Source organism: Microbacterium sp. NPDC090003 (assembly GCF_044748385.1).
In the GTDB taxonomy this organism is placed as follows: domain Bacteria; phylum Actinomycetota; class Actinomycetes; order Actinomycetales; family Microbacteriaceae; genus Microbacterium.
In genome coordinates, this window is the sequence record NZ_JBIVFW010000001.1 from 2,040,048 (window position 1) to 2,064,164 (window position 24,117).

A 24,117-nucleotide genomic window follows, 5' to 3' on the forward strand; every position below is an offset into this window, starting at 1 on the left:
TCGGGGTCTCGACCAGCCTACGGATGCAGCGGCGGCCGAGGGCCGTCGTCCGCTTCTTCCCCGGATCCGCCTGCGACCTGCAACTCCGCCCGCGCGCGTCCGTTCTGCACGGCCAGTACCGTGCCTCCGACGACGGCGGCCAGGAACGAGCCGAGGAGAACCCCGATCTTGACGTGCTCGTCGGCGACCGACGACGACCCGTAGGCGAGCTCGCCCACGAGCAGTGAGACGGTGAAGCCGATGCCCGCCAGGAACGACATCCCGGCGAGGTCGGGCCAGCGCAGCGACTCCTCGAGCCGCAACGCGGGCACACGGCTCAACAGGAAGGTCGTGAAAAGGATGCCGACCGGCTTCCCGACGACGAGGCCGACGATGATGCCGATCGTGATCGGGTCGCGTAGTGCGGAGGTGAGCCCCGCCCAGCCGCCGATGTGCACGCCCGCCGCGAAGAAGGCGAAGACGGGCACCGCGAAGAGCGTCGCGACGACTCCCCATCGGTCGGCGAAGTGCGCGGCCATGCCGTTGTACTCCGGGTCGTCCGAGCGGTTCTCGGCGGAGTCCCCGGCGACGGGCACTCGGGCGCGCTCGGTCGGCAGCACCGGCACGACGAAGCCCAGCAGCACACCCGCCACGGTGGCGTGCACGCCGGCCGCATGCACGAGCGCCCAGACCGCGACGGCGAGGGGCAGCAGGATCCACCAGGCGCGGACGCCCCTCTGCACGGCGAACGCGAAGCCGGCGAGGGGAAGGATCGCGAGCACGAGCAGCGGCAGACTGATGCTCTCGGTGTAGAAGGTGGCGATGATCGTGATCGCGATGAGGTCGTCGACGATGGCCAGCGTGAGCAGGAAGACGCGAAGAGCCGGCGGCAGGAACTTTCCGACGACGGCGATCACGGCCACCGCGAACGCGATGTCGGTCGCGGTGGGGATCGCCCACCCCCGCAGTACCTCGGCTCCGCTCGACAGATTGACGATCACGAAGAAGAGCGCCGGCACCGCGACGCCTCCGACCGCGGCAGCGATCGGGAGAGCGGCCCGCCGCGGGTCGCGAAGCCGACCGGCGGCGAACTCTTCCTTCAGTTCGAGGCCGACGACGAAGAAGAAGATCGCCAGCAGTCCGTCGGCGGCCCAGGCGCCGACGCTCAGGTCGAGATGCAGCGCGGGGATGCCGAAGGTGAAGTCGCGGACGGCCTCGTACCAGGGGGCGGCAGGCGAGTTGGCGAGCACGACCGCGGCGACGGTGGCGGCCAGCAGCAGCGCACCGCCGAGCACGTCGCTGCGGGCGGTCGAGCGGATGCCGCGCCACAACTCGTGCGGCGCGAGACGGAGACGGGAAGAAGACATGGAGGTACCTCGAAGAGTAGGAGTGGTCGACGAAACGGTCGGCCGCCCCCGGTGAGGTGCGGCCTACGGTCGACGCGGCGGCGGGCAGCCGGCGATCTCACCGTGCGAGATCGTTCCCCAGACGCTGGTCCACCCGTTCGTGCCGGGGTGCATCACGACACGCATCCACTCCCCCATCGGGGTCGCCGACGAAAGCCGACGCGGAGCGCGCGTCGAACCGGCGGCGAGGATGGAGGGCATCGCCCCAGGGTATCGGTCGGGCCTGAACGGCACCCGTATCACCGGATCGAGTGGTTGCTTCATTCGAACATATGTACTACACTCGGAGCATGACAACGGATGCCGCGACACCCCTCGACAGGGTCGAGCGCGGTCGTCTGCTCGATGCGTGGGTCGGCGGTGGCGCTGCTGGGGCAGCGCATCGGTGAGCACGATGCGGAGGTCGCGGAGCACCCGTATCACCGTGATGCGATCTACCGGTCGATGATCGCGGAGTACTCCGCGGCGGGGCACCTCTCGCGGGGCGCGGTGGAGTTCGCGTTCGCCGACGCGCTGGCTCTGCGCAGCATGCCGACGATCGAGCAAGCGTTCACCGCAGGGCGGGTGACCGCCGCGCACGTTCGTGAGATGGTGCGAGCCGCGTCGGTCGTGCGTGAGGCGGTGCGCAACGGGCGAGCGGATGCCACAGTGATGGGTCTCTATGAAACCGCGGTGCTCGTGGTCGCCGAAGCAGACTCCCCCGCCCGCACGCGCGCGCACTCCCGGCAGGTCGCCGCTGCCCTCGCCGGTGAGACGCTGCTCGAACGACACCGCCGCGCCGCCTCCGAACGCGGTGTGACCGTGCGGTCGCTCGACGACGGACTCGCCCTGCTCACCGCCGTGCTGCCCGAGACGCTCGCGGTCGCGATCCAGGACCGCATCACCCGAATGGCGCGAGAGGTGATCCGGTCCCGCGGCGCGGTACCCACACCGGCGTTCTTCGACGGCGAAGACCCGGAAGACCTGATCCTGCCCGAACACATCGACCCCGACGACCCTCTCGCCGGCGTTATCTTCGGCGAGGACTCCACCTTCACCAGCGACCCGCTCCCCAGCCCGCTCCCCAGCGACCCGCTCGCCTCACCCGCGGGTCCCGAGAGCGTCAGCGTTCCCGGCAATGCCGTTCCTGATGATGAGCGGACGATGGATCAGATCCGGGCCGACCTGTTCAGCGACCTGCTGCTCGCAGCCTCCCCCAGCCCCGCACTCGGCAACGATCTCGACGGGGTTCAGGCGCGTATCCAGGTGACCGTCGCCGCGACCACGCTCGCCGGTCTCGACGACCACCCCGCCGCGCTCGACGGCCACGGTCCCCTCGACCCCGACGTCGCCCGCGCCCTCGCCGGCCGCAACAACGGCTGGAGCCGCCTCTTCCTCGACTCCGACGGCATGGTCACCGAAACCGACACCTACACCCCGACCGAGGGCATGCGACGATACCTCCGCGCGCGGGACCAGCACTGCCGCTTTCCCGGATGCCGGATGCCCGTCCACCGATGCGAGATCGACCACAATCACGACCATGCCACGGGCGGCAGAACCGCGATCGACAACCTCGCTCACTTCTGCACGAGTCACCATCAGCTCAAGCACCCCGACATCGACCCCGATCACCGCTGGACCGCCCGGTCCAGACCCGACGGCACCATCGAATGGACCAGCCCCCTCGGCCGCATCCACTCCGATCGTGCTCCGCGACGCGTCATGTTCGTCTGACGTGCGCTGCGCGCGCTTCATCGACGCCGTGCGTCCCGTCGGTCCCGGGCGACTCATCGACGCCACGCGACTCATCGATCCCGCGCGACTCATCCACGTCACGCGACTCATCGACGTCACTCCGGGCTGAACCATCGGGACCTTTGGGCCGATCCGCCGAGACCTTCGATCAGTCGCCGACGACGAGTCCCGCCCGGTGCGCCAGGATCACGGCATGGATGCGGTCGCGCGCACCGAGCTTGGTGAGCACACGGCCGACGTGCGTCTTGACCGTCGACTCCGTCACGAAGAGGCTGTCGCCGATCTCGGCGTTGCTGAGGCCTCGGGCGAGCGCGAGGAAGACGTCGCGCTCACGGTCGGTGAGCGACGCGACGAGAGACGCGGCCGCATCTGCCTGGTCGGCGACGCCCTCCACCGCTGCCGCTGAGGCGGGCGAAACGCCCAGCGTCGGGGTCACGTGCTGCAGCAGCATCCGCGTGACCCGCGGCGACAGGGCCGCGTCGCCGCGATGCACCGCGCGCAGTGCGGAGAGCAATTCGTGCCGCTGCACGTCTTTGAGCAGGAAACCGCTCGCCCCCGCGCGGATCGCGCCGAACGCGTACTCGTCGAGATCGAAGGTCGTCAGCACGAGAACGCGGGCCTGCGGATGCCGGTGCACGATCTGCTCGGTCGCGGCGATGCCGTCGAGCCCGGGCATCCGGATGTCCATGAGTACGAGATCGGGCTGCAGCGCCGCGGCCTGAGCGATCGCCACCTCGCCGTCGCCGGCCTCGCCGACCACCTCGATGTCGTCCTCGGCCTCCAGAACCATCCGGAACCCGAGACGGATGAGCTGCTGATCATCGACCAGCAGCACCCTGATCTTCTCGGTCATGCGTCCTCCTGTGCGAGAGGGGATTCGAGATCCGATCCGGGATCTACGAGCGGGAGTTCGGCCCGCAGCATCCATCGTCCGCCGTCGACCGGCCCGTGCGTGATCGTGCCCCGCACGTGCGCGACGCGCTCGTCGAGACCGCGCAGCCCGAAGCCGGGGGAATCGCCCGGCTCCGTCGCCCCGTCGTTCACGATCTCGACGTGCACGGCATCCGCCCGGTGCTCCACGCGCACCGTGATGGCGGTCGCCCTCGGCGCGTGACGCATGGCGTTCGTCACGCCCTCCTGCACGATCCGTGAAAGCGCGTGATCGATCGGTGCGGACAACGTCGTGGGCGTCCCCGACGCTGCCAGGCTGATCGGGTACCCGGCGCGCTGCGCGGCTGCCACCGTGTCTTCGGGCGACGGGGCGGTGAGCGGCGCCAGCGGCAGAGGACTCGTGTCGTCGCGCAGTACCCCGAGCATCGCCCGCATCTCGGTGAGGGCCGTGCGAGCGGTCTGGGCGGTCGCGGTCGAGGCGGCGCGGGCCTGCTCGCGATCGGCCGTCGCCGCCGCCCCCTCCGACAGCGCGACGATCACGGTGAGCGAGTGCGAGACGATGTCGTGCATCTCACGGGCGATACGCGCGCGCTCGGCGGCGGCGGCGAGCTGCGCCTGCTGATCGCGTTCGACCAGCAGTTGCCGCGACCGGTCGATGATCGCATCGAGGTAGCGCTTGCGCCCGCCGACGTTCACACCGATGAGGGTGCCGATCAGACCGAAGACCGCCGCGCCGATCACAGCGTTCGCGGCATCCATGATCTCCAGGCCGGCGAGCAGAACGAACCCTCCGCCCCACACGGCGAGCGCTGCCAGACCGATCCCGAAACCGATCCACGCCGCCCGCGACGAGCGGTACACCGCGAGCGCGTACGTCGTCACGAGGATCAGCGGGGTCCCGCCCGGAAGCAGCCCGATCACGAACAGACCCTGCAGCGAGAACGTGAGCACGAACGGCACGAACGGGTGGCGGCGACGCCAGAACAGGCTCGCGCAGGTGCCCACCACGGCGACGGTCGTCAGGATCGCGAGCACCATGCCCGCCGGGTCCGGCACGGAAGAGCGCAATCCGCTCGCCGGCGTGAGCGTGAAAATCAGGCAGATCGTCGCGACCAGCACGTCGGCGACGATCGGATGCCTCGCCCAGAAGCGCCGGAGAACCCCCGGCGGACGCGGCAGCCGCAGCTCCTCGTCCTCCCGGACCGAGGCCCGGGTCGAGGCGCTGCGGCTGCGCGTCGTGATCACTCGCCAGACTCTACGCGTCGCGGGTGCGCAGCACGGCCCACGCCGTGAGCAGCGTCGCGACGACCCAGCCGCCGAGCGTCAGGTACGCGACGGGCGTCTCGAGCGGTCCGCCCGAGAGGATGAGGCTTTGCGCGGCCGCGGAGGGCAGGTACATCCCGGCATCCGACACCCACTTCCATGCCTCGCCGGCGATCGAGAACATGCTCGCCACGATCGGCAGCACGAACAGCAGGCCGACGGTTGCGGCGATCGCGCCGGCGCCCGAGCGCAGGATGAATCCGAACGCGACACCGATGAGTGCGAACACGGCCATCGAGAGCGACGCCGTGAGGATCGGACCGAACGACAGGTCGAAGTCCGACCAGTCGATGCTCTGATCGCGACCCGCCACGACGGCCGACACGGCAGCCGCCGTGATGCCGAAGATCACGAGCGACGACACGAAGAGGAACACCGCGAGCACGACCGACTTGGCGGCCAGCACCGATCCACGCCCCGGGTTGGCGGTGAGCGTCGAGCGGATCATGCCCGTCGAGTACTCGCCGGTGACCGCGATGGCGCCGAGGATGCCGGCGAGCAGCATCGTGAACTGGATCGGCGAGACGACCGCCTGGATCGGCTCGAAGCCGGGCATGTCGACGGCCGAGGCGAAGAGCACGGCGATGCCGATGGTGAGGGCCGCGGCGATCGCGATCGACCACCAGGTGGAGCGCACGGTGGTGAGCTTGATCCACTCGCCGCCCAGCGCGCGCACGAAGGTCAAGCGATAGCGGGTGTCGACCTGGTGCGGTGCGGCGGCGCGGGGCTGGGTGAGGGCCGGGGCGGTCATGCGATCTCCTTCGTCCGGTACTCGACGGCCTCGCCGGTGAGCGCGAGGTACGCGTCCTCCAGCGATCCGGTGGTCGGGGTGAGCTCGTGCAGGGCGACGCCGCGCTCGGCGGCGAGGTCGCCGATGCGCGAGGCGGGCAGGCCCGTGATGTCGAACAGATCGGGTGCCGTGCTCACGATCTCGACGTCCGGCCCCGCGACGAGCTGGGCGAGTGCCGCACCGTGTGGGGTGCGCACGCGCACGCGGTTCGTGGTCCACGCCCGCACGAGGTCTTCGAGCGGAGCATCCGCCAGCACCTTGCCGCGCCCCATCACGATGACGTGGTCGGCGGTCTGCGCCATCTCGCTCATCAGGTGGCTCGAGAGCAGCACGGTGCGCCCCTCGGAAGCCGCATACCGCACGAACTGGCGCACCCAGCGCACGCCCTCCGGGTCGAGACCGTTGACCGGCTCGTCGAGGATGAGCGTGTGCGGGTCACCGAGCAGCGCCGATGCGATGCCGAGGCGCTGCCCCATGCCGAGCGAGAACTTGCCGGCGCGCTTGCGGGCGACCGATCCGATGCCGGCGAGCTCGATGACCTCATCCACGCGCGATGCGGGGATGCCGTGGGTCGCCGCCATCGCACGCAGGTGGTTGCGGGCGGTGCGGCCGGTGTGCACGGCCTTCGCGTCGAGCAGCACGCCCACCTCGGTGAGCGGTGCCCCGAGCTTGCGGTACTCACGGCCGCCGACGGTCGTGCGGCCCGACGTGGGGCGGTCGAGCCCGACGATCATCCGCATCGTGGTCGACTTGCCGGCACCGTTGGGCCCGAGGAAGCCGGTGACGGTTCCGGGCTTGATCGTGAACGACACGTCGTCGACGGCCGTCTTGTCTCCGAACCTCTTCGTGAGGCCTTCTGCTGTGATCATGTGCTCCACGCTACGAGCGGCTGCCACTCCACCGCATCCGCCGCAGGTACCGTCTTGCGGACGACCGGCGTACGACCTGCGGAGGATGCCCTCGGACAGGCGCGTCAGGAATCCCTCGCTCGCGCAAAGAGAGCGGCGCACGAGCGCGCGACCCGCGCTGTAGCGTCGCTCGCGGAGGGGGAGACCGTGCAACGACTCGTGTGGGTGATGCTGCTGGTGCTGGGACTCGGGGCGGTGGCGACCGCCGTGGTGGTGCGGCTGTGGACGCTCCGGCATCCGCTGATCGACACCGAACCGGTGCCGACCCTGCTCGTCGCCGTCTTCTTCCTCGGCCTCTCGATCGTCGTCGTCGCGACGATCGGCAACGTCGTGCTCACCGCGATCGATCGGCGCGCATGACCCGCAAGAGAAGTGTGTAAGGAATCGTCGGTTCGAGCCAAAGAGCGGATGCCGCGGCTCCGCGCCGCCGACCGATACTGAAGGTCGGGGGGCCGGCTCGTGCGCCCCGACGAGGGGCTGACGCGGGGCGCACGAGTACTCCTTCCCGGTACGGTGAGGGAGCAGCGAGAAGACGGAGCGGGGTGGCGATGCGTCTGCGATCGGACCCTCGCGCGCGCCTGCGCATCGTGCTCGCGGAGGTCGATGACCGGATCGCGCGCGAACAGGCTCACGCCACCCGTTCGGGAGCGACGGGCGCGTCGGGCGCACCGGCGGGGCCGAGCAAGGCCGTCGCCTTCCGCATCCTGTTCGACGAGCACCTGCCCCGGGTGCGGCGCCATCTCTCGTGCTTCCTCGACGACCGGAGCGAGGTCGAGGAGATCGCCGCCGAGGTCTTCGTCGTGGCGTGGAAGAAGCTCCAGCCCGAGAACCCGATGGGGATCACCTGGCTGATCCGCACGGCCGACAACAAGCTGCGCGACGCCGCCCGGCGCGATCGTTCGAAGCGCCGGGCGATCGACGCACTCACTCGTGGCCTACAGGAGACGTCCGGCGCACTGCATCCGCTCGAGGCCCTCGCCCTGCGCGAGGCGATCGTCACCCTGAGCGCGCGCGAACGCCAGGTGGTCGTGCTCACCTACTGGGACGAGCTGAGCGCCGGGGAGGTGGCGCAGGTGCTCCGGTGCAGCGCGTCGGCGGTCTGGACGACGCTCACGCGGGCGCGCGCCAAACTGCGTCGGCAACTCGAGGCGAAGGAGGTGGATGCATGACCTTCACCGACGATCGGCTCGACGAGCTCTTCGCACTCGCACACCCATCGCCCGCCCGCGACACCGCGCTGCGCGCCCAGGACATCGCCCTGCGGGAGCGGATCATCCGCGGCGACATCGCCCCGCGGCGAGCGCCGCACCGTCGCGGGATCTGGGCCGCCGGTCTGACCACCGCCGTCGCCGCCTGCGCGATCGTCGCGCTCATCGCCGTGAACGTGCTCGCCCCCGACCAGCGGGCGGTCGCCCTCACCCCGCCGCCCCTCGTCTACACCGACGCCGAGCCGCTCGACGCGGTGCTCGCCGATGCTCACGCGGCGCTCGCGGACGGCGACGGGCCGGCGCAGGCACCGCACGTCGAACTCGTGACGTGGGGGTGGAGCATCGACATGTCGGAGAAGAACATCGAGGTGATCCCGCAGGACGTCACGATCGACTGGACGCTCGACGAGGGCGGCGTCACGACGATCGTCGCCGGAGAACCCTACTGGGAAGACGGCGAACGGCCCGAAGGCCTCCGCGAGAGCCCCTACGAGCCCGGGGAGCTGATCGATCGCGTCACGATGACGCCCGAGCAGTTCAACATCCCGCCGGCGACGGCGGCCCTCGACGGGTCGAGTCGCGACGAGCTCGAGGCCGCGCTCGCCCCCTATCTGAGCGACGATCCAGCTCCGACGTCGGGAGAACTCGGGGCGGCCATCGTCTCGTTGATGTCGCAGTGGACCCTCACCGACGCGCAGCACGCGACGCTCCTCGACATGCTCGTCGACGCCGGCGGCGTGACCGTGCTCGGCCGGACGACCGATCGACTCGGGCGCGACGTGGTGGGCCTCGAGGTCGCCGAACCGTTCAACCCGCTCTACCGGCTCACCGTGCTCGTCTCGCGCGAGACCGGGCGGATCGTCGGCACCGAGGATGAGCTCACGGAGCCCCTCGACTTCATTCCGGCAGGCGTGACCGGCTACACGCTCTGGGACGTGCGGTAGCGCGCGGGGAGGGTGCGCATGCTCACCGATCCGCGCGTCAGAAACCCTCGGGTTCGCGGGGCGTGTAGGCGCTCTCGAGCGCGTCGATCTCGGCGGGCTCGAGACGGATGCCGGCGGCCGCGACCGCGTCGTCGATATGGGCCGCACGGGTGGCGCCCACGATCGGCGCGGTGACCGCAGACTGCTGCGCGACCCAGGCGAGTGCGATCTGCGCGCGGGAGACGCCGCGATCGGATGCCACGCGGGCGACGGCCTCGACGATCGCCCGGTTGGACTCCTCCTCGCGGTGGTAGAGCGTCGCGCCGAAGGCATCCTTGCCCGAGCGATTCGTCGTCTCGTCCCAGTCGCGGGTCAGGCGGCCGCGCGCGAGCGGCGACCACGGCAGCACCCCGACCCCGGAATCGAGGCAGAAGGGATGCATCTCCCGCTCCTCCTCGCGCTGCAGCAGGTTGTACTGGTCCTGCATCGACACGAACGGGGTCCATCCGTTCTGCACGGCGACGTGTTGCGCCTTCGCGAACTGCCACGCCCACATCGACGAGGCGCCGATGTACCGCGCCTTGCCTGAGCGCACGATGTCGTGCAGCGCCTCCATCGTCTCCTCGATCGGCACCTCGGGGTCCCACCGGTGGATCTGGTACAGGTCGACGTAGTCGGTGCCGAGACGCCGCAGGCTCGCGTCGATGCCCGAGAGGATGTGCGCGCGGCTGAGGCCGGCCTGATTCGCACCGGGTCCCATGCGTCCGTGCACCTTGGTGGCGAGCACGATCTCGTCACGGCGGGCGAAGTCGCCGAGCGCGCGGCCGACGAACTCCTCGCTCGTACCGTCGGAGTAGACGTCGGCGGTGTCGAAGGTCGTGATCCCCGCTTCGAGGGCCTGCCGGATGAGGGGGCGGCTCGACTCCTCGTCGAGCGACCAGCCGTGCGCGCCGCGATCCGGCGCGCCGAAGCTCATGCATCCGAGCACGACGGGCGAGATGCGCAGCCCCGATCGTCCGAGTCGTACGTGGTCACCGGGCTCGATCATGGGGTTCTTCCTTGTCGTGGGTGTGGGACGGATGCCGGGCGGCGCTACTCGATCTGCCCGATCGGCTCGCGCTTCTCCGCCTGGAACTGGTCCTCGGCGCGGCCGCGCGCCCAGTACGCCGAGATCGAGAGTGACTCGCGGGGCACCTCGCGCTGCTTGAGCACGGCGCGCACCTCCTTGATGGTGCCGCGCTCGCCGTGGGCGAAGACCCCGGGGGTTCCCTCTTCCCAGGGCAGATCCGCGAGCGCGCCGAGCAGTTCGTCGTCGGTCTCGGTCCAGCGCACGGTCACGCCGGACGGTGCCGCGGGCAGCACCCGGTCCGACGGGTCGGCCACGCTCAGGAGCACGTGGCCGACGGCATCCGAATCCATCGCTTCGATCGCCGACGAGATCGCCGGCAGCGCCGTGTGGTCGCCGACGAGAAGATGCCAGGGCGTCGACGGCTCGGGACGGTACCCGCCTCCGGCACCGCTGAGGACGAAGGTGTCGCCCGGCTGCGCCCGGCGCGCCCAGGGGCCCGCGACGCCCTCGTCGCCGTGCACGACGAAGTCGATCACGATCAGGCGCGCCTCGGGGTCGGCCGAACGGACCGTGTAGGTGCGGCGGGTCGGCAGCTTCTCGGGGCTGTCCTCGCGCAGCTGCGCCAGGTCGTACGGCGGCGTGAGTCCGTGCGCGGGATCCGCGAAGAGGATCTTCACGTACTTGTCGGTGTAGACGTTGTCGTTGAAGTCGTCGTATCCGTCGCCGCCGGCAGTGATCCGGATCAGATCGGGACTGACCTGTTCGACCTCCTGCACGGCGAGGACTGCTTGTGCGGGTGGCTTACGAGGCTGGTCGGTCATTACATCTCCCGGAGTGTCGAGCGTTCCCTCCAGTCTGCCCGGGATGCGAGGGGTGAGGGCGCAACATCACAGCATCGCGGTCAGCACTCCCCCGTCGGCGCGCAGGGCGGCGCCGTTGGTCGCCGAGGCCACCGGACTCGCGAGATACGTGACGAGGCTTGCGATCTCGGTCGGGTCGAGGAATCGCTCGAGCAGGGTCGTGGCGTTCTGGCCGATGATCGCCTGCTTCATCGCGTCGGTCGGCAACGACTGCGCTTCGGCCACCGCCGCCACGGTCGCGGCGACTCCGTCGGAGTACGTGGGTCCGCCGAGCACCGTGTTCACAGTCACCTCGGTGCCGCGAGTGAGCTTGGCGAGGCCGTTGTTCAGCGCGATCAACGCCGCCTTGGTCACGCCGTAGTGCACCATGTCGGCGGGAACGTTCACGCCGGACTCGCTGCTGATCGAGACGATGCGCCCCCACCCGCGCTCGAGCATGCCGCCGAGAACGTGTCGCGACAGGCGCACGGCGCTCATGACGTTGACGTCGAAGTAGCGCGACCACTCGTCGTCGGTGACGGCGGCGAACTCGGCGAGTCCGAACAGGCCGACGTTGTTGACGAGGATGTCGACGTCGCCGAGGCCGGCGAGCAGTCGCGCGACCTCGTCGGGCCGGGCGAAGTCGGCGACGAGTCCGGTCGGGTGGGATTGCGGATGCTCGGCCCGAAGCCGCTCGACGGCGCTGGCGAGGCGCTCGGCGTCGCGACCGTTGAGCGTCACCTGCACGCCCTCTGCCGCGAGCGCTGCGGCGACGGCGTAGCCGATCCCCTGGGTCGAGCCGCTGATGAATGCCTTCTTGCCGGCGAGTCGCAAATCCATGGTCGATGTCCTTTCACTTGCTTGAGCAAGTAACGGTATCGTGTTTGACTTGCCTGAGCAAGTCATATCGGTCTAAGGTGAGGGCATGCCGAAGACGCACCCCGACGACGGACTGAGCACCGACGAGCTCGCGATCTGGGCCTCGCTCGCCACCCTTTTGGAGCGCCTGCCCACCGCCCTCGACGCGCAGTTGCAGCGCGACAGCGGCCTCACCCACTTCGAGCACGGCATCCTCTTCGCCCTGCACCGCACACCCGAGCGCACCCTGCGGCTCAGCGTCCTCGCCGCTTACGCCAGCTGCACGCTGTCTCGGCTGTCGCGCGCGGTCTCCCGCCTCGAGAAGAAGGGCTGGGTGCGCCGCGAGGTCGATCCCGGCGACGGACGCTTCACGCTCGGCATCCTCACCGATGCGGGTGCGCAAGTGGTCATCGATTCGACACCCGCCCACCAGGCCCTCATCCGTCGCCTCGTGTTCGACACGCTCACCGCCGCCCAGGCGCGGCAGCTGGGGGTCATCAGTCGGAAGGTCGCGGAAGCCGCAGGGCCGGGCGGAGTGTGGAGTCCGGCATAGGAAGACGCGGAGCTCTCACATGACGCCGCCGGGAGCGACCCCCTGTTCGAAGACGCGCGGAACTCTCCGACACGCTCATGAACATGATGGGAGGATGCGCTCCGCAACAGCATGGTTCTTGATCGCGGCGATGGCGGTCGTCTCGTTGCTCTTCCTCGCGCTGGTGGCGACGTTCCGGTTCGCGATTGCCCTCATAGACCCCGCGCCGCCCGCTCCCGACTACGGCGTGCAGGCTGCGGTGGCTTTCGTCACCATGGGGACAGCACTCGCGGGTGGGATCGGGGCAGGCTTCCATGCCTCTCGGCACCCCCGAGAACGCGCCGTGATCGTCGGTTGGGCGGGCGTCGCCTTGCTGATCGGCACGATTCTGGGCACAGTTCTGGCATTCACGCTGAGCGCACGCTAGGCCCGCCGCCGAGGGCATCTCCGCCGTCTTGGACGACGCTCTTCGAGGGAGTTCGCACCCGACGAGAACGCCCCGCGGGAACGAAAAAGGCCCGGCTCCCCAAAGGGAACCGGGCCTTTCGACTCGCTGTGGGGGGGTTCATGAAATCCGCGATCCCAGTCGGGAGTAGGGCTCGCAGAAGGGGCTTCCAAGCGCTTTCCACGCTAAGGGCCTCGATTTTCCACGGGGCCCGGAAATCGTTGAGTTTCCGCGGATGTCGAGCGGCCTCGGGTCGGCGGCCCCGGACCCTCTCCGCGGGCCGTTCGGTGAGCCCCCGTCGAACTGCAAGGTCTATCCTCGCCTCCACCCAGGGAGACGTTGCCGGTTACAGTGTCGGGAAGATAATGGGCGAGAACGCATCCGGGTTTCGAGCGCCAACCGGTGCCGCCTGCGGCCGGTATATGTCTCGCACTTCCAGCGCGGACTGTCCTGGGTGGTCGCGAAGGTGCGTGGCCACGTCGCGGAACTCAGCCAAGCGGTAAGGCGTGATGGCGAGGTTCATCGGTAGATCGCTCATGTCAGGTCGGGGATCCACCACGGTTGCTGCAATGGCCGTCCAGTAGAGGCCCACGCCTTTGAACGCCCGCGCAGTCTCAAAGTCGTCGTAGTCGAGGAGGATCAGCGAACGGGAGGTATCTGCGCATGCGATGGCGAGCCTGAGCCCGAGACCCCCGTGCTCTTTCACTCCCTCAACCAGGTCAGCGTACGTTCGCCATCCCGCGTTCATCGACGCGTGCGTGATCTCGCGAGTCGCTTTCAGCGACTTTCGAATCGGAAGGTCCAGCGCGCTCGCTACTCGACGGTCGAGGGCAAGCGATTCACGGTTGTACTGCACGAAGCGTCGCAGCTCGGACTGGGACAGATCCATGCCGCGCGACGTTCCAGCAGGGAACACTGCGTCGCTGTCGATTTCCGTCCTGATGCTGTCCAGGTTGGTGTCGGCCTGCTCCAGGAGGGCGGCAGTCAGTGCGAAGCGTCGGTTGATCTCCGGGGAGAGCTTGTCCCGTCCGATCTTGAACCGAAAGTCGTGTTCGACCTCAGCCCATGCGTGTTCGACCATGGTGCGAAGCTGAACTTCGATCTTCGTACCCATCCTCGGTGCCATGGCTTCCAAGTCGCCGGGTTCGCTGTCCCAACCGCCCTGTTTTGTCCTACCTACGAACTGCACGCTGCGGTAGCCGAACGAGTCATCGGCGTGCCCTTCTGACTTGTCGACATAGCTGGACGGGTCGATGATGAGAAGCTTCTCGAACACTTCCTCGGCGAGCGGAAGGTCAGAACGGAAGAAGAGGAGGACTCGCACTCCGACGTGGTCCTCGATCTGCCGTCGCGGATCCCCGGCCAGTTTGGCTTTGAACGACTTCAGCTTCTTCGCGCGGGCCTCGATCCGAAAGTGCACAAGTCCATGTCTTTTCAGGCGCTTTTCGACGACCTTCGGAAGCTCTCTCGCGAGCTTGACGTACGCCGGTCGCTGCTGCTTGAACCGGCTTACGGCGTCCGCGTAGGGATCGACGTGGGTGACAGGCTTGCGGGGCATGTTCGAAGGCTACTTGGAGGTTGCGGACGGCTCTTTGTCCTTGGAGAAGAGCCCCAGGACGGTGGTCGGAAGCTCGGAGTGTCCCCCCTGCTGGAGGAAGCTCGCGTACACGAAGAGGAACCGAAGCAGGGTACCCAAACCGACGAAGAACAGCAGCGTGACCGCTACCGACGGCCACGGGTACCACCAGTCCCCGCCGAACGCCATCAGGAGTACCGGTGGCACGACACCGCAGAGTGCGAGCGTGCGAAGGACACGCAGTGCCAGACCGAACCCTTCAGGCTGCCGGGTGGCTTCGTACGCTTTCGATGCCAGGACCGCTCCGAGTTCCGCTTCTTCCGCATCCTTCTTCGCGCCAGCGATCCGAGATGTGAGCATGTCGCGCACCAGCTGATTGTCCACTCGAATCTGAGGAGGCTCTGTCGCGTACGGCTGCTGCGTAACGAACGCGATGTGAGTCAGCGGATCCCCGGCTTTCGCAGCCTGACTCTTCTTCCGCCCACTCACCTGGCCATACACCCACGCCCATGCCTTCGCATGATGGACGGGGAGCGCGGGATGCGTGCCACGGAAGTCGGCCCAGTCGTCCTGTTGGACGGTGTCGGGAATGAGCGGTACCAGCGTGCGGTATGCGGTTCTGATCTGCGCTGTGACGGCATCGAGTTGACCTTGCACCGCTTCTTCGACGTAGTCGACGGGGTCATCTCCCGTGACAGGAAAGACCCTCTCAACAGGGAGCGCAAGGTCAGCGTCGACAATGGCCGCGAACACTCGTTCATCGTTGACGAGGTCGGCCGCTTCAACTTCTTTCACCTCACGTAGGTCCGCATCCATCTGACGACGCGCGTTAGTGGAACGCGCGTTGAGATCGGTCAGACGACGGCTAGCTGCCTGCTGCTCCGCGTGTAGTCCGACGTAGCGTGTCACGAGCAGGCCACCGACGATGGCAATCATCGCCGCGGACGCTTGCGCGACCGAACTCAGCAACCAGTTGATGTCATACATCTGTCCAGTGTGGCAGCGACCCGGCATCACACCGCGGCTCAGCGCGGGAGAAGAGCCTCAGCCCGGATCACCTTCGGTGACATCGGTAACGCACCGAGGATCCTCGGAGCGCCATCGACCCACTCAACCTCCACACCCTCGCGCTGGAGCGCCTCAACATCGATGACGATGTCGAGTAGCGGCAGGGAGAGGTCGCCGTACCTCTTCGCCGCAGCCTCCGCAACGCCCTCGGCTGTGGTCGCGTGGATGAACCCGACGACGTCGAGGTGCTCTCCGCGCGTCGACACGACATACTCGCCGAACCCGCGGCTCATCTCCCCGCTGTTGTCACCCTGGTCGTCATCATCGGGGTCATCCCTGTGCTGATCTGGCCGGGACTCCTCGGCGCACTCGTCTCGGCCATCATCTTCGGAAGCGGGTTCATGGCCGGCCCAACAGCAGCGACAGTCGTTGCCAAACGCACGCTCCCGGCATCCGCATGGACCTCGGGGATCGCCGCTCTCACCGTCGCCTTCTCCATCGGTCAAGGGGTCGGCCCGGTCATCTCCGGCGCGATCTCCGACAGCACGTGGGGCATCGCCGGAGGGCTTTGGCTGTCGGTGGCACTTCTCCTCGCCGCCGGCATCGTGGTCCTCTTCCAGCGCCCACCGAAAGCCGTTGACTGACGGCACTGGACGCTACAAGCCGCCCGGCACGAAGCCAACGACGCCCTCGTACCGGGCTTTCTGGTGCACCTTCGCGTTCCCTCACCGGCCACGCGATGGCACGCGCGACACGCCGTTATGGTTGCCAATGACAACACAATTACTGGTTGTGGGTGTACTCTGGCCACGTGATAACCCGTGACGAGGTACTGCAGGCCCTCCACCGCACCGGCGCTGCCCCCGGCATCGCGTGGGCTTTCGACGCCGCCTGCGAGCAGATTCTTGAAGACTTCACTCGGGGTGCCGGTTATGGTGCGTTGACAGCGGGAGTCGGCCGGTACGAGGTCCTCGCCGACCGGATGGATCGCGTCTTCTCTTGCGGTGACTACGAGGTCGAACCCGGTATGGAGTTCGAAGGTCTGGACATCGTGTTCGACGGGCTGTCGGACCGTGTGCAAGCCTCGATGCCCGTCATCTCAGCCGGCACCGTCACTCGCTCCAACCTGAACGGCAGCAACGGGTGGAGTGTGGGCGGGTTCCGGTTCATCACGCATGCCTTCGACCTGGGTGAGCACGCCAAGATCGACTGGACCAGCGCGACCAAGACAGTGCAGGCAGTATCCCGACAGGCGCCGGGGGTTTTCACCCCCGTCACCCTCCTGGATCACATGCTGCCTGCCCAGGCGAGGGAAGATCTTGCCGCCCAGGACGCGCTTCCACTCATCACCATACCCACGCTCGTCCTCGGCCATGCCCTGAACCTGACCACATCCGAGCGCGAGCTCCTCCTCGGTCACTCCCGCTACAACGACGATGAAGGCAACCCCTGGTACTGGACCGAGAGCCTTCTGGACGGCAATGGCGGGGTGTCCGGCAGCCGCCCGATGCCCGGAGTCGTTCCGCCGCAGGTTGACGAACCCGATGTGGCCGTGCGCCTGCGCACGAACGCCGCGGAGAACGCCCAGTGACGCTGTTCGCTCCGGAACGGCTCACTCTCGCCCGCCAGCTCGAAGGCCTGCGTAAGACCGACCTCGCTGCCCGTCTCGGCAAGAGCTCAACCGCCGTCGCCGCCTGGGAGTCAGGGACGAAGCGCCCGACTCCGGCGAACGTCGCGGAGTTGGCGATGAGTCTGGGCGTCACCCCGGAGTTTTTCAGCCCCCGGGGCACATCCACCGGCCAGAACAGCGCTGTCCCCCACTTCCGGTCCCTGCGCTCCACCAGCCAGCGGGCCCGTGACCAAGCGTTCGCGTACGGGCTGCTGGCGGTCGACGTCGCGGAGGCGGTAGAGAAGCACGTGGAGTTCCCTGAGGTGACCATCCCGGCCCTGGAAGTGGCCGCGGACGATGACACCACCGCACCGGAGGAAGCTGCGCGCAGGCTCCGTCACGAGTGGGGCATCGAGGCGGGGCCGATGAAGCACATGGTGCGTCTGCTGGAGGCCCACGGGGTGCTCGTCGTGTTCAGCCCGCCGCAGACATCTGCGGTCGACGCATATTCTTTCGAGTCGTCTTCCCGCCCTATCGTCGTCCTCAACCCGACGAAGCGCGACTACTACCGGCAACGCTTCGACATCGCCCATGAGCTCGGGCACCTCGTGATGCACCGGGACGCAGAACCTGGGGGGCGGACCGTGGAGGACCAGGCCAACCGCTTCGCCGCCGAGCTGCTGATGCCGGCTGCGGAGCTGCGTGACCTTCTCCCGACGTCGATGAACGCGCGCGCATGGGACAGGTTGGGAGCATTGAAAGAACAGTGGGGTGTCAGCATCCAGGCTCTGCTGTTCCGGGCGCGCCGCCTGGGCACCATCGGGGATGTCACCTATCGGAATGCGGTCATCACTCTGACGCAACGAGGGTGGCGACGCCAAGAACCCGGTCTCGTCACCGCCCCCGAGCAACCGTCCATGCTTCCCACGTCCATCGACCTGCTCGCGTCGGCGGGCATCGTCCGTGATGCTCTCATCGACCAAGCCCGAGCACCCCGCGAGCTGTTCGATATCGCCACCTCGCGCACACCGCAGTCACCGGACGCCACTGCCCCCGACGACGCGCGACCAGCCAACGTCATACCGCTCTTGACCCGCTCGCGAGCCTAGGCGCGGCTGCGGTCAGATAGTCGCGACGTCCGCGGCCATGCCGGGGATCACACGGCCGGAGAACCAATCCGCACGGAGGGCAGCCTCGGCATCCGACATCGTGCAGATGTAGTCAGCGACGGCGCGGAGCTGCTCCTCCGAGAGCTTCTTGACAGGCTTCTTGGGGAGTTTGACTCCGCCTAGGACAAGGGTCTCCTGCAGCCCGTTGGGCAGCGAAGTGATGTCGGGGGCAGACTTGATCCAGCTTGTCAGCCCACGGAACAACCGCTCGATAGTCTTCGTCTGCGCCCGCTGAATCGTCCCCATCCGCGGGGTAGCGATGAGGTACCTGCGGGTGATCACCTTAAGAGCCTGCATGTTGTGCCAGTCAGTTTTCGCCAACCGCACCGCGGGACCATCGTCCGAGTCCAGCGTGTTCGAAACGACAAGGTTCTTGAAGAAACTCGTGATGCGCTCGCTCAACAACTCTTTCAACTGCGAGAGAACGACATGGTCGAGCTCTGACACATCGCTGAAAGCCTCGGTGAACAACGTCTGCGTGGAGATCAGGGCCTGAGAGTATGCCGAATCGTCGAAGACCCCTTCATGGCGTCGGAGGCTCGCCGCCTCGACCGTGAACGGGTCGGTTCCCTCCGATTCCTCGAAAGCTCGAGGGCCGGTGCCCATCTGGTTCAGCGCATCACGCAGGTCCGACAGCACTCGCGCCATGTCAATGGCGCCGGCGGCGGCGAAGTCTTCGAGATCGTGGATGGCGTACGCGATGTCGTCGGCAAGATCCATGATGGACGCCTCGAGGGACTGCTTCTTTGAGGAGGGGTTGTCCTCGAAGAGCGCCTTTCGCGCGCGCGTGAACGTCGCCAGGTCCGAGGTGTAGACACCGAACTTCTTCGTGGAGAGGTCGCTGGCCTTCTGGGCCGGGCGCTGGAACGGATACTTCAGAATCGCGTTCAGGGTCACATTCGTCAGGTCCATGCCGCGACGCCGAATACGTTCGTCGTCGAGAAGCGTGACGATGCGGAACGTCTGCGCGTTGCCCTCGAAACCGTCTTTCACCCCGCCGCTGCGAAGGAGGCGGTCCAACACCTGCTCGCCCGCGTGGCCAAAGGGTGGGTGTCCCAGATCATGGGCGAGCCCCGCGGCTTCGCATGCAGGAACATCCAAACCCCCGTGAGCGGCGATGACGCGGGCGACTTCTTCATCCTGCTGGGCGCGCCGGGAGATCGCTTCGGCAAGCTCGCGCGCGACGAGGGCGACCTTGTGCGTGTGCGAGGCGCGGCTGTGCATCCTCGCGGCTGTCAGGTCAGGGGAGATGACCTGAGTGACCCCGGCGAGACGGCGCAGGTATGGCGAGTACGCCACGCGACCGCGGTCACGTTCGGTTTCTGTCCGGCTGTCGCCTGCGCGCACCGTCCCCGGGATCTCCCGCCCATATCTTTGCGCGCGGCGGGCTTCGACAACGAGCGACCCGGACTGGTCAAGAGTCAAACCCAGATCGCTGAGGTGCCCCATCGAAACCGCAGGTCAGGCTGCGCCGAGACGGACCATAGCGCCCGCGTCGACGGTTACGCGGCCGGAAGACTTCGCGTAGGTCAGCCCATACTTCACCTGCGACATCGCCAGCCGGTAGGTCTGCGCGACCTTCTGTAGGAACTCATTCAGCGCCACGGGGGCGTTGTACGACTTCAGTAGTTCGACGATGCGCTCCGTGATCTGCTCGAGTCGTTCGATGCGCTTGTCGTAAGGCATGTACTCGATAGCGTCGGGCATGGCTCCTCTTTCTGTGCGTACGACTCGTTCCCCGTGGATGTACGCGGCAGCGCCGTTTCCCTGGTGGGCGGCCGCGGCGATGCGATTGTGGGGATCTTCGCCGTTTCTTGTTTCAGCGTACCGCTGACCGGAGACATTGGCTGTAGTGATAACCACAAACTTGATAGTACGTACGGGAGAACGTGAGCGACGACGTCAACAAAACCGTGTGCAAGAACAGCGACGGCGCTGCAGCCATCTTTTTCGTCGGCACCGCGCATGACCTTCATATGGAAGACATCGAAGACACGACGAGCTGCATGGCCGATGAGCTCGGCGACCCGAAGCCCTGCCGTAGCCTGGACGCTATGCCGTCAGCACCTGCCACCCCGTTCACATCCGACGGCATCCACGAGGACGGCGCCCTTCTGTGGTTGCCGCTGCGCGGCACGTGGGTCGATGCGACGAACCGACCAGAAGAGCGCGTCCGTCAGGAATGGCTGAGGAAGCTGCATATGGAGGGCGGCTACGCCCTCGAGCAGATGGGTCAGGAGCTGCGCACGGTCCATGGCCGCCGTGCTCCCCGCGCCGATATCGTCGTCTGGGCGTCCGTCCAAGACAAGGCGCAGAACGCGGAACCCGTCCTCGTCGTCGAGACAAAAGCGGGAACGGGCGCTGTGCAGACCGCCGACTTCTGGCAGGGCGATTCGTACGCGCGCGCCGCTGGGGCACGCTTTCTCATCCTGGCGAACGAGAGCACGTCCGTCGTCTACGAGGTGACCAAGGGCATGCCCGGCTCCTCCCGTGAGATCAACGACTGGCCGAAGCTCGCGGACCTCGACGATGCGCAACGGCTCAACGAGCTGGTCAACCAGCTCGAGGTTTTCGACCGAGAGCAGTTCCAGCGCGTCCTCTTCGAATGCCACACGCTGCTGCGTGACAACCACGCCATGACTCCGGACCGCGCGTTCGACACGATCTCCAAGGTCCTGTTCATCAAGCTGGACAAGGAGCGCACCGGCGCGCACCAGACGTTCACCACCGGCTACCTCGATGACTGGGTCCGCTTCAACGGCACGCACTCCATGTCGGCGCACGAGGCGATGTTCGCGCAGACCAAGGACCACTACTCCGCCGACGAGCTGTTCCCGCCGGACGACAAGCTGGACATCTCCGTGGCCACATTCCGAGAGATCGTCGCCAAGCTCGAGCGTTTCAATCTGTCCAAGACCGGAGAAGACATCAAGGGCATCGCCTTCGAGCGGTTCCTGGGTCGCACCTTCCGGGGAGAACTCGGACAGTTCTTCACGCCGCGTCCGGTCGTCGACTTCATCGTCCAGATGCTCGATCCACAGGAAGGCGAACTCATCTGCGACCCCGCCTCCGGTTCCGGCGGGTTCCTGATCCGCACCTTCGAGCACATTCGTGAAGCCATCACCGCGGACGTCACTCGGCAGCGAGAGGCGGCCATCGAAAGAATCTCCGCCGACTACGCCACCACCCCCGATGGCACCGTCGACACCACGGACGAGAAGGTCCTCGCCGAGTACGATGCCCGCGTCGCAGAGGCTGTCACCGCGCTGACGGCGCAACTCGCACCGACCGGGGAGCACGGTGAGCGCGTCGACACCCGCATGGGACGGCTTGCTTGGGAAGGCATCTTCGGCACCGACAAGGAGCCGCGTGCGGCGCGCACGGCGAAGATGAACATGATTATGCACGGCGACGGTCACGGCGGCATCCACTGGCATGACGGGCTCGTCGATACGCATGGCGTCTTCGAAGGGCGCTTCGACGTCGTCGTCACCAACCCGCCGTTCGGTGCAACGGTCACGACCGCTCAGTTGGTTGGCGCGACTCCGGAGACGCAAGTCCCCAGCGACAAGCGCGTGCTCGCAGACCTCGAAGAGCGTTACGGAGACGAGTGGGCAGCATCACACGCGCGCGTCAAAGCCGCCTACGGTGCCCCGATCCTTGAGCAGTACGAGATCGGCAGAGGCAACAAGTCCCGCAAGACCGAGCAGTTGTTCCTCGAACGGTGCCTCCGACTTCTCAAGCCCGGCGGCCGGGTGGGCATCGTCCTCCCGAACGGTAACCTCAACGCAGCCTCCCAGTCCTGGCTGCGCCGGTGGGCGGAGGGACGGGCGTTCCTGCGCGCTGTCGTCTCCCTCCCTGCGGCGACGTTCAAGTTCTCCGGGGCGTCGGTGACGGCTTCCATCCTTGTCCTCGAGAAGTTCACACAGGCCGATACCGAAGAGTGGGAGAGGGTGTGGACGGACGCCGAAAAGACGCTCGGACCTACCCACATCCAGACTCGCGACGCAGCCATCGCTGACGCTCTCCCTCACGTCCTCACCGGCGGCGACGCGCACCTGCAGCAGCTGGTCGACGACCTTGCCACCGTCGGCGCCACTCCCGTCCTCGAAGCCGCATCGGTACCGCAAACGGGCTTGGTCCGCAGCGGTCCGCGGACCGTCCTCCGCCCCTTGCGCTGGGCGAGAACACCCGGGAAGGCGACGACAGACCTGCTTCGCCGCTACACGTCCGAAGCGGCGAAGGCACCGGAGACGAAGGCCGCTTTGTCGTCGCTGCGGTCCCGGCTCCGGGAACTGGATGACGAGTATTCGCGCCAGCTGTGGAAGCAGGTGCGCGAAGCCTTCGACTATCCGGTGTTCATGGCGACGCCTGACTCTGTCGGTATCACGGCGACCGGTGACACCGGGGAGCACGTCCCCAACGACCTCCCCGAAGTCCTCGCCGCGTGGAACAGCTTCAAGGCTGCATCATGAGTGCGGTGGTCCAGCAGATCCGGTTCGCCGACATCGACCGGTGGGATCCACCGTCGACCATTGCCCCCACGATGTTCCGATATCCGACGGCAACACTCGGGGAGATCGCCGATGTCCGGCTCGGCCTACAGGTACCGAGGAAGGGCTCCCGACCGGTGGGCGTGAAGCGCCCCTACCTGCGCGCGATGAACGTCAGGCGGGGCCACGTCGACACCGCCGACGTTCGCACCATGTACCTGTCTGAATCGCAGGCGCGCGAGCTGACGCTGCACGACGGTGACCTGCTCTTCGTGGAAGGCTCCGGCTCTATCACGGAGGTCGGGCGTGCAGCGCGGTGGGACGGCAGCGTCGACGACTGCGTGCACCAGAACAGTGTGGTGCGCGCACGGGTGACGGCAGAAGACCTGGACTTGGACTACCTCGTCACCTGGTTCAACTCTCGCGCCGGCAACGCGTACATCAGGTCGATGGCGACGACGACGAGCGGCCTGTTCCACATCGGCGCGAACAAGCTCACCGGGATGACCGTGCCCCTCCCACCGACAGATGTGCAGCACACACTGGTCACGGGCGTGGCGGCGGCTCGTCAAGCGGCGCTCGACACCGAGATGGCCGCGCACGCGCACCGCAGAGCCGCTTGGGCACAGTTCGAGCAGGGCACGTCGCATGCCGCGGCAGCAGTCGCGGATACCGGGAAGGCCGCCATCGTGTCGTTCGCGGCGCTCGACCGCTGGGATGTCGCCACCTCCATCGAGACCCTCACGAGCCCCTATCCGCTTCATCCGCTCGCGGACCTCGGCGATATCCGGCTCGGCACGCAAATCCCCAGGAAAGGCTCCGACGCTCCGGGAACACACACACGGTATCTTCGCGCCGCGAACGTGCAGAAAGGTCGCGTGGACCTCTCTGACGTCCGCACCATGGCGGCGACGCCGGCAACGGTGGAGAGATTGCGTCTCCGGGACGGTGATCTGCTCGTCGTCGAAGGCAACTCCGAGGAGGAAGTCGGACGAGCAGCAGTGTGGCGCGGAGATGACGACCTGGTCATCATCCAGAACAGCATCATCCGCGTTCAGCTCGACCGGACGCTCGTCGACCCGGATTTCGTTGCCGCCTGGTTGAACAGCGACGCGGGCCGCGCATACGTGCGGCGGCGGGCAACGACAACGTCCGGGTCTCTCTGGCACATCGGCGCGGCGAAACTCGCCGGAGCGCCCATTCCGGTGCCTCCCCTTCCAGACCAACGCGCCTTCGTCGCAACCCTCAACGCCGCACTCGCGACAGCAGATGAATTACTCCGGCAGGCGGAGGAGCACCGCGAACGCGCGGAGACCCTGGTCGACGACCTCCTGGTGCTGTAGCGCGGGGGTCG

Annotated in this window: 26 protein-coding genes; 12 read left to right on the forward strand and 14 right to left on the reverse strand. The window is 67.4% G+C overall.

Features of this window, described 5'->3' with window-relative positions; genetic code table 11:
* Window positions 1-17: 17 nt before the first annotated feature.
* Both nhaA and ACIPVN_RS09795 read right to left on the reverse strand, forming a co-directional pair.
* Complete coding sequence (gene nhaA, locus ACIPVN_RS09790; protein WP_400442462.1) at window positions 18-1,346, reverse strand: Na+/H+ antiporter NhaA; 1,329 nt, start codon at window positions 1,344-1,346, stop codon at window positions 18-20.
* Between the two features lie 63 nt (window positions 1,347-1,409).
* Window positions 1,410-1,586, reverse strand: a complete 177-nt coding sequence (locus tag ACIPVN_RS09795) for a hypothetical protein (RefSeq protein ID WP_400442464.1) — start codon at window positions 1,584-1,586, stop codon at window positions 1,410-1,412.
* A gap of 99 nt (window positions 1,587-1,685) precedes the next feature.
* Between ACIPVN_RS09795 and ACIPVN_RS09800 the strand changes: the two genes are divergently transcribed.
* Both ACIPVN_RS09800 and ACIPVN_RS09805 read left to right on the forward strand, forming a co-directional pair.
* Window positions 1,686-3,101 (forward strand): HNH endonuclease, encoded by a 1,416-nt coding sequence (locus ACIPVN_RS09800; protein ID WP_400442466.1) that lies wholly within the window; start codon window positions 1,686-1,688, stop codon window positions 3,099-3,101.
* A gap of 1 nt (window position 3,102) precedes the next feature.
* Window positions 3,103-3,231, forward strand: coding sequence for a hypothetical protein (locus ACIPVN_RS09805; protein WP_400442468.1), 129 nt, complete (start codon window positions 3,103-3,105; stop codon window positions 3,229-3,231).
* Between the two features lie 39 nt (window positions 3,232-3,270).
* Here ACIPVN_RS09805 and ACIPVN_RS09810 read toward each other — a convergent pair whose 3' ends face one another.
* From ACIPVN_RS09810 to ACIPVN_RS09825, 4 genes are read right to left on the reverse strand one after another with little or no spacing between them, the layout of a single operon-like run.
* Window positions 3,271-3,975, reverse strand: coding sequence for a response regulator (locus ACIPVN_RS09810; protein WP_400442469.1), 705 nt, complete (start codon window positions 3,973-3,975; stop codon window positions 3,271-3,273).
* Window positions 3,972-5,258 (reverse strand): sensor histidine kinase, encoded by a 1,287-nt coding sequence (locus ACIPVN_RS09815; protein ID WP_400442471.1) that lies wholly within the window; start codon window positions 5,256-5,258, stop codon window positions 3,972-3,974. The genes ACIPVN_RS09810 and ACIPVN_RS09815 overlap by 4 nt, the downstream gene beginning before the upstream one ends.
* A gap of 10 nt (window positions 5,259-5,268) precedes the next feature.
* Window positions 5,269-6,087: an ABC transporter permease gene (locus ACIPVN_RS09820; RefSeq protein ID WP_400442473.1), complete on the reverse strand. Its 819-nt coding sequence runs from the start codon at window positions 6,085-6,087 to the stop codon at window positions 5,269-5,271.
* On the reverse strand, window positions 6,084-6,995 hold the full coding sequence (locus tag ACIPVN_RS09825) for an ABC transporter ATP-binding protein (RefSeq protein WP_400442475.1): 912 nt from the start codon (window positions 6,993-6,995) through the stop codon (window positions 6,084-6,086). Before ACIPVN_RS09825 ends, ACIPVN_RS09820 begins: the two co-directional genes overlap by 4 nt.
* Before the next feature lie 186 nt (window positions 6,996-7,181).
* Between ACIPVN_RS09825 and ACIPVN_RS09830 the strand changes: the two genes are divergently transcribed.
* From ACIPVN_RS09830 to ACIPVN_RS09840, 3 genes are all read left to right on the forward strand, one after another.
* Window positions 7,182-7,394 (forward strand): hypothetical protein, encoded by a 213-nt coding sequence (locus ACIPVN_RS09830; protein WP_400442477.1) that lies wholly within the window; start codon window positions 7,182-7,184, stop codon window positions 7,392-7,394.
* Window positions 7,395-7,582: 188 nt separating this feature from the next.
* A complete protein-coding gene (locus ACIPVN_RS09835) occupies window positions 7,583-8,203 on the forward strand; it encodes an RNA polymerase sigma factor (protein WP_400443347.1) in 621 nt (206 codons plus the stop codon).
* Window positions 8,200-9,186, forward strand: a complete 987-nt coding sequence (locus ACIPVN_RS09840) for a hypothetical protein (RefSeq protein WP_400442479.1) — start codon at window positions 8,200-8,202, stop codon at window positions 9,184-9,186. The genes ACIPVN_RS09835 and ACIPVN_RS09840 overlap by 4 nt, the downstream gene beginning before the upstream one ends.
* Window positions 9,187-9,223: 37 nt before the next feature.
* On the opposite strand, the gene ACIPVN_RS09845 is transcribed toward ACIPVN_RS09840, so the two are convergent.
* The 3 genes from ACIPVN_RS09845 to ACIPVN_RS09855 form a co-directional block, all read right to left on the reverse strand.
* Entirely contained in the window at window positions 9,224-10,213 is a 990-nt protein-coding gene (locus ACIPVN_RS09845) for an aldo/keto reductase (RefSeq protein WP_400442481.1), read from the reverse strand.
* Window positions 10,214-10,257: 44 nt separating this feature from the next.
* Window positions 10,258-11,055 (reverse strand): siderophore-interacting protein, encoded by a 798-nt coding sequence (locus ACIPVN_RS09850; RefSeq protein ID WP_400442483.1) that lies wholly within the window; start codon window positions 11,053-11,055, stop codon window positions 10,258-10,260.
* Window positions 11,056-11,121: 66 nt separating this feature from the next.
* The gene (locus tag ACIPVN_RS09855; RefSeq protein ID WP_400442484.1) at window positions 11,122-11,913 is read right to left on the reverse strand and encodes an SDR family NAD(P)-dependent oxidoreductase; all 792 of its coding nucleotides are present in this window, start codon (window positions 11,911-11,913) and stop codon (window positions 11,122-11,124) included.
* Between the two features lie 85 nt (window positions 11,914-11,998).
* On the opposite strand from ACIPVN_RS09855, the gene ACIPVN_RS09860 reads away from it, so the two are divergent.
* Both ACIPVN_RS09860 and ACIPVN_RS09865 read left to right on the forward strand, forming a co-directional pair.
* Window positions 11,999-12,484, forward strand: coding sequence for a MarR family winged helix-turn-helix transcriptional regulator (locus ACIPVN_RS09860; protein ID WP_400442486.1), 486 nt, complete (start codon window positions 11,999-12,001; stop codon window positions 12,482-12,484).
* A 94-nt stretch (window positions 12,485-12,578) separates the two neighbouring features.
* A complete protein-coding gene (locus tag ACIPVN_RS09865; RefSeq protein WP_400442488.1) occupies window positions 12,579-12,890 on the forward strand; it encodes a hypothetical protein in 312 nt (103 codons plus the stop codon).
* A 364-nt stretch (window positions 12,891-13,254) separates the two neighbouring features.
* Here ACIPVN_RS09865 and ACIPVN_RS09870 read toward each other — a convergent pair whose 3' ends face one another.
* Genes ACIPVN_RS09870 through ACIPVN_RS09880 form a run of 3 tightly spaced genes read right to left on the reverse strand, consistent with a single transcriptional unit; the run spans window position 13,255 to window position 15,785 of the window.
* Window positions 13,255-14,466 (reverse strand): GTP pyrophosphokinase family protein, encoded by a 1,212-nt coding sequence (locus ACIPVN_RS09870; protein WP_400442490.1) that lies wholly within the window; start codon window positions 14,464-14,466, stop codon window positions 13,255-13,257.
* 9 nt (window positions 14,467-14,475) lie between these two features.
* Window positions 14,476-15,471: a hypothetical protein gene (locus tag ACIPVN_RS09875; protein ID WP_400442491.1), complete on the reverse strand. Its 996-nt coding sequence runs from the start codon at window positions 15,469-15,471 to the stop codon at window positions 14,476-14,478.
* 38 nt (window positions 15,472-15,509) lie between these two features.
* The gene (locus ACIPVN_RS09880) at window positions 15,510-15,785 is read right to left on the reverse strand and encodes a DUF952 domain-containing protein (protein ID WP_400443378.1); all 276 of its coding nucleotides are present in this window, start codon (window positions 15,783-15,785) and stop codon (window positions 15,510-15,512) included.
* On the opposite strand from ACIPVN_RS09880, the gene ACIPVN_RS09885 reads away from it, so the two are divergent.
* The 3 genes from ACIPVN_RS09885 to ACIPVN_RS09895 all read left to right on the forward strand — a co-directional run bounded on the left by ACIPVN_RS09885 (window position 15,738) and on the right by ACIPVN_RS09895 (window position 18,210).
* Window positions 15,738-16,136, forward strand: coding sequence for a YbfB/YjiJ family MFS transporter (locus ACIPVN_RS09885; RefSeq protein ID WP_400443349.1), 399 nt, complete (start codon window positions 15,738-15,740; stop codon window positions 16,134-16,136). The two genes, ACIPVN_RS09880 and ACIPVN_RS09885, sit on opposite strands and share 48 nt — an antisense overlap.
* Before the next feature lie 167 nt (window positions 16,137-16,303).
* A complete protein-coding gene (locus tag ACIPVN_RS09890; RefSeq protein ID WP_400442493.1) occupies window positions 16,304-17,083 on the forward strand; it encodes a hypothetical protein in 780 nt (259 codons plus the stop codon).
* Window positions 17,080-18,210, forward strand: a complete 1,131-nt coding sequence (locus ACIPVN_RS09895; protein ID WP_400442495.1) for an ImmA/IrrE family metallo-endopeptidase — start codon at window positions 17,080-17,082, stop codon at window positions 18,208-18,210. The genes ACIPVN_RS09890 and ACIPVN_RS09895 overlap by 4 nt, the downstream gene beginning before the upstream one ends.
* A gap of 12 nt (window positions 18,211-18,222) precedes the next feature.
* On the opposite strand, the gene ACIPVN_RS09900 is transcribed toward ACIPVN_RS09895, so the two are convergent.
* On the reverse strand, window positions 18,223-19,719 hold the full coding sequence (locus ACIPVN_RS09900; RefSeq protein ID WP_400442497.1) for a deoxyguanosinetriphosphate triphosphohydrolase family protein: 1,497 nt from the start codon (window positions 19,717-19,719) through the stop codon (window positions 18,223-18,225).
* A 12-nt stretch (window positions 19,720-19,731) separates the two neighbouring features.
* Window positions 19,732-19,977, reverse strand: a complete 246-nt coding sequence (locus tag ACIPVN_RS09905; protein WP_400442499.1) for a hypothetical protein — start codon at window positions 19,975-19,977, stop codon at window positions 19,732-19,734.
* A 182-nt stretch (window positions 19,978-20,159) separates the two neighbouring features.
* Between ACIPVN_RS09905 and ACIPVN_RS09910 the strand changes: the two genes are divergently transcribed.
* The gene (locus tag ACIPVN_RS09910) at window positions 20,160-22,745 is read left to right on the forward strand and encodes an N-6 DNA methylase (RefSeq protein WP_400442501.1); all 2,586 of its coding nucleotides are present in this window, start codon (window positions 20,160-20,162) and stop codon (window positions 22,743-22,745) included.
* Window positions 22,742-24,106, forward strand: a complete 1,365-nt coding sequence (locus tag ACIPVN_RS09915; protein WP_400442503.1) for a hypothetical protein — start codon at window positions 22,742-22,744, stop codon at window positions 24,104-24,106. The genes ACIPVN_RS09910 and ACIPVN_RS09915 overlap by 4 nt, the downstream gene beginning before the upstream one ends.
* The last annotated feature ends 11 nt before the right edge of the window (window positions 24,107-24,117 follow it).

What these genes read in the sequence shown, in the direction of transcription:
- ACIPVN_RS09880 (WP_400443378.1), bottom strand. Translation starts at nt 15,785, where the DNA reads ATGAGCCGCGGGTTCGGCGAGTATGTCGTGTCGACGCGCGGAGAGCAC.
- ACIPVN_RS09855 (WP_400442484.1), bottom strand. Translation starts at nt 11,913, where the DNA reads ATGGATTTGCGACTCGCCGGCAAGAAGGCATTCATCAGCGGCTCGACC.
- ACIPVN_RS09800 (WP_400442466.1), top strand. Translation starts at nt 1,686, where the DNA reads ATGCCGCGACACCCCTCGACAGGGTCGAGCGCGGTCGTCTGCTCGATG.
- ACIPVN_RS09825 (WP_400442475.1), bottom strand. Translation starts at nt 6,995, where the DNA reads ATGATCACAGCAGAAGGCCTCACGAAGAGGTTCGGAGACAAGACGGCC.
- ACIPVN_RS09810 (WP_400442469.1), bottom strand. Translation starts at nt 3,975, where the DNA reads ATGACCGAGAAGATCAGGGTGCTGCTGGTCGATGATCAGCAGCTCATC.
- nhaA (WP_400442462.1), bottom strand. Translation starts at nt 1,346, where the DNA reads ATGTCTTCTTCCCGTCTCCGTCTCGCGCCGCACGAGTTGTGGCGCGGC.
- ACIPVN_RS09905 (WP_400442499.1), bottom strand. Translation starts at nt 19,977, where the DNA reads ATGCCCGACGCTATCGAGTACATGCCTTACGACAAGCGCATCGAACGA.
- ACIPVN_RS09865 (WP_400442488.1), top strand. Translation starts at nt 12,579, where the DNA reads ATGCGCTCCGCAACAGCATGGTTCTTGATCGCGGCGATGGCGGTCGTC.
- ACIPVN_RS09835 (WP_400443347.1), top strand. Translation starts at nt 7,583, where the DNA reads ATGCGTCTGCGATCGGACCCTCGCGCGCGCCTGCGCATCGTGCTCGCG.
- ACIPVN_RS09915 (WP_400442503.1), top strand. Translation starts at nt 22,742, where the DNA reads ATGAGTGCGGTGGTCCAGCAGATCCGGTTCGCCGACATCGACCGGTGG.
- ACIPVN_RS09900 (WP_400442497.1), bottom strand. Translation starts at nt 19,719, where the DNA reads ATGGGGCACCTCAGCGATCTGGGTTTGACTCTTGACCAGTCCGGGTCG.
- ACIPVN_RS09840 (WP_400442479.1), top strand. Translation starts at nt 8,200, where the DNA reads ATGACCTTCACCGACGATCGGCTCGACGAGCTCTTCGCACTCGCACAC.
- ACIPVN_RS09845 (WP_400442481.1), bottom strand. Translation starts at nt 10,213, where the DNA reads ATGATCGAGCCCGGTGACCACGTACGACTCGGACGATCGGGGCTGCGC.
- ACIPVN_RS09795 (WP_400442464.1), bottom strand. Translation starts at nt 1,586, where the DNA reads ATGCCCTCCATCCTCGCCGCCGGTTCGACGCGCGCTCCGCGTCGGCTT.
- ACIPVN_RS09860 (WP_400442486.1), top strand. Translation starts at nt 11,999, where the DNA reads ATGCCGAAGACGCACCCCGACGACGGACTGAGCACCGACGAGCTCGCG.
- ACIPVN_RS09850 (WP_400442483.1), bottom strand. Translation starts at nt 11,055, where the DNA reads ATGACCGACCAGCCTCGTAAGCCACCCGCACAAGCAGTCCTCGCCGTG.
- ACIPVN_RS09875 (WP_400442491.1), bottom strand. Translation starts at nt 15,471, where the DNA reads ATGTATGACATCAACTGGTTGCTGAGTTCGGTCGCGCAAGCGTCCGCG.
- ACIPVN_RS09870 (WP_400442490.1), bottom strand. Translation starts at nt 14,466, where the DNA reads ATGCCCCGCAAGCCTGTCACCCACGTCGATCCCTACGCGGACGCCGTA.
- ACIPVN_RS09820 (WP_400442473.1), bottom strand. Translation starts at nt 6,087, where the DNA reads ATGACCGCCCCGGCCCTCACCCAGCCCCGCGCCGCCGCACCGCACCAG.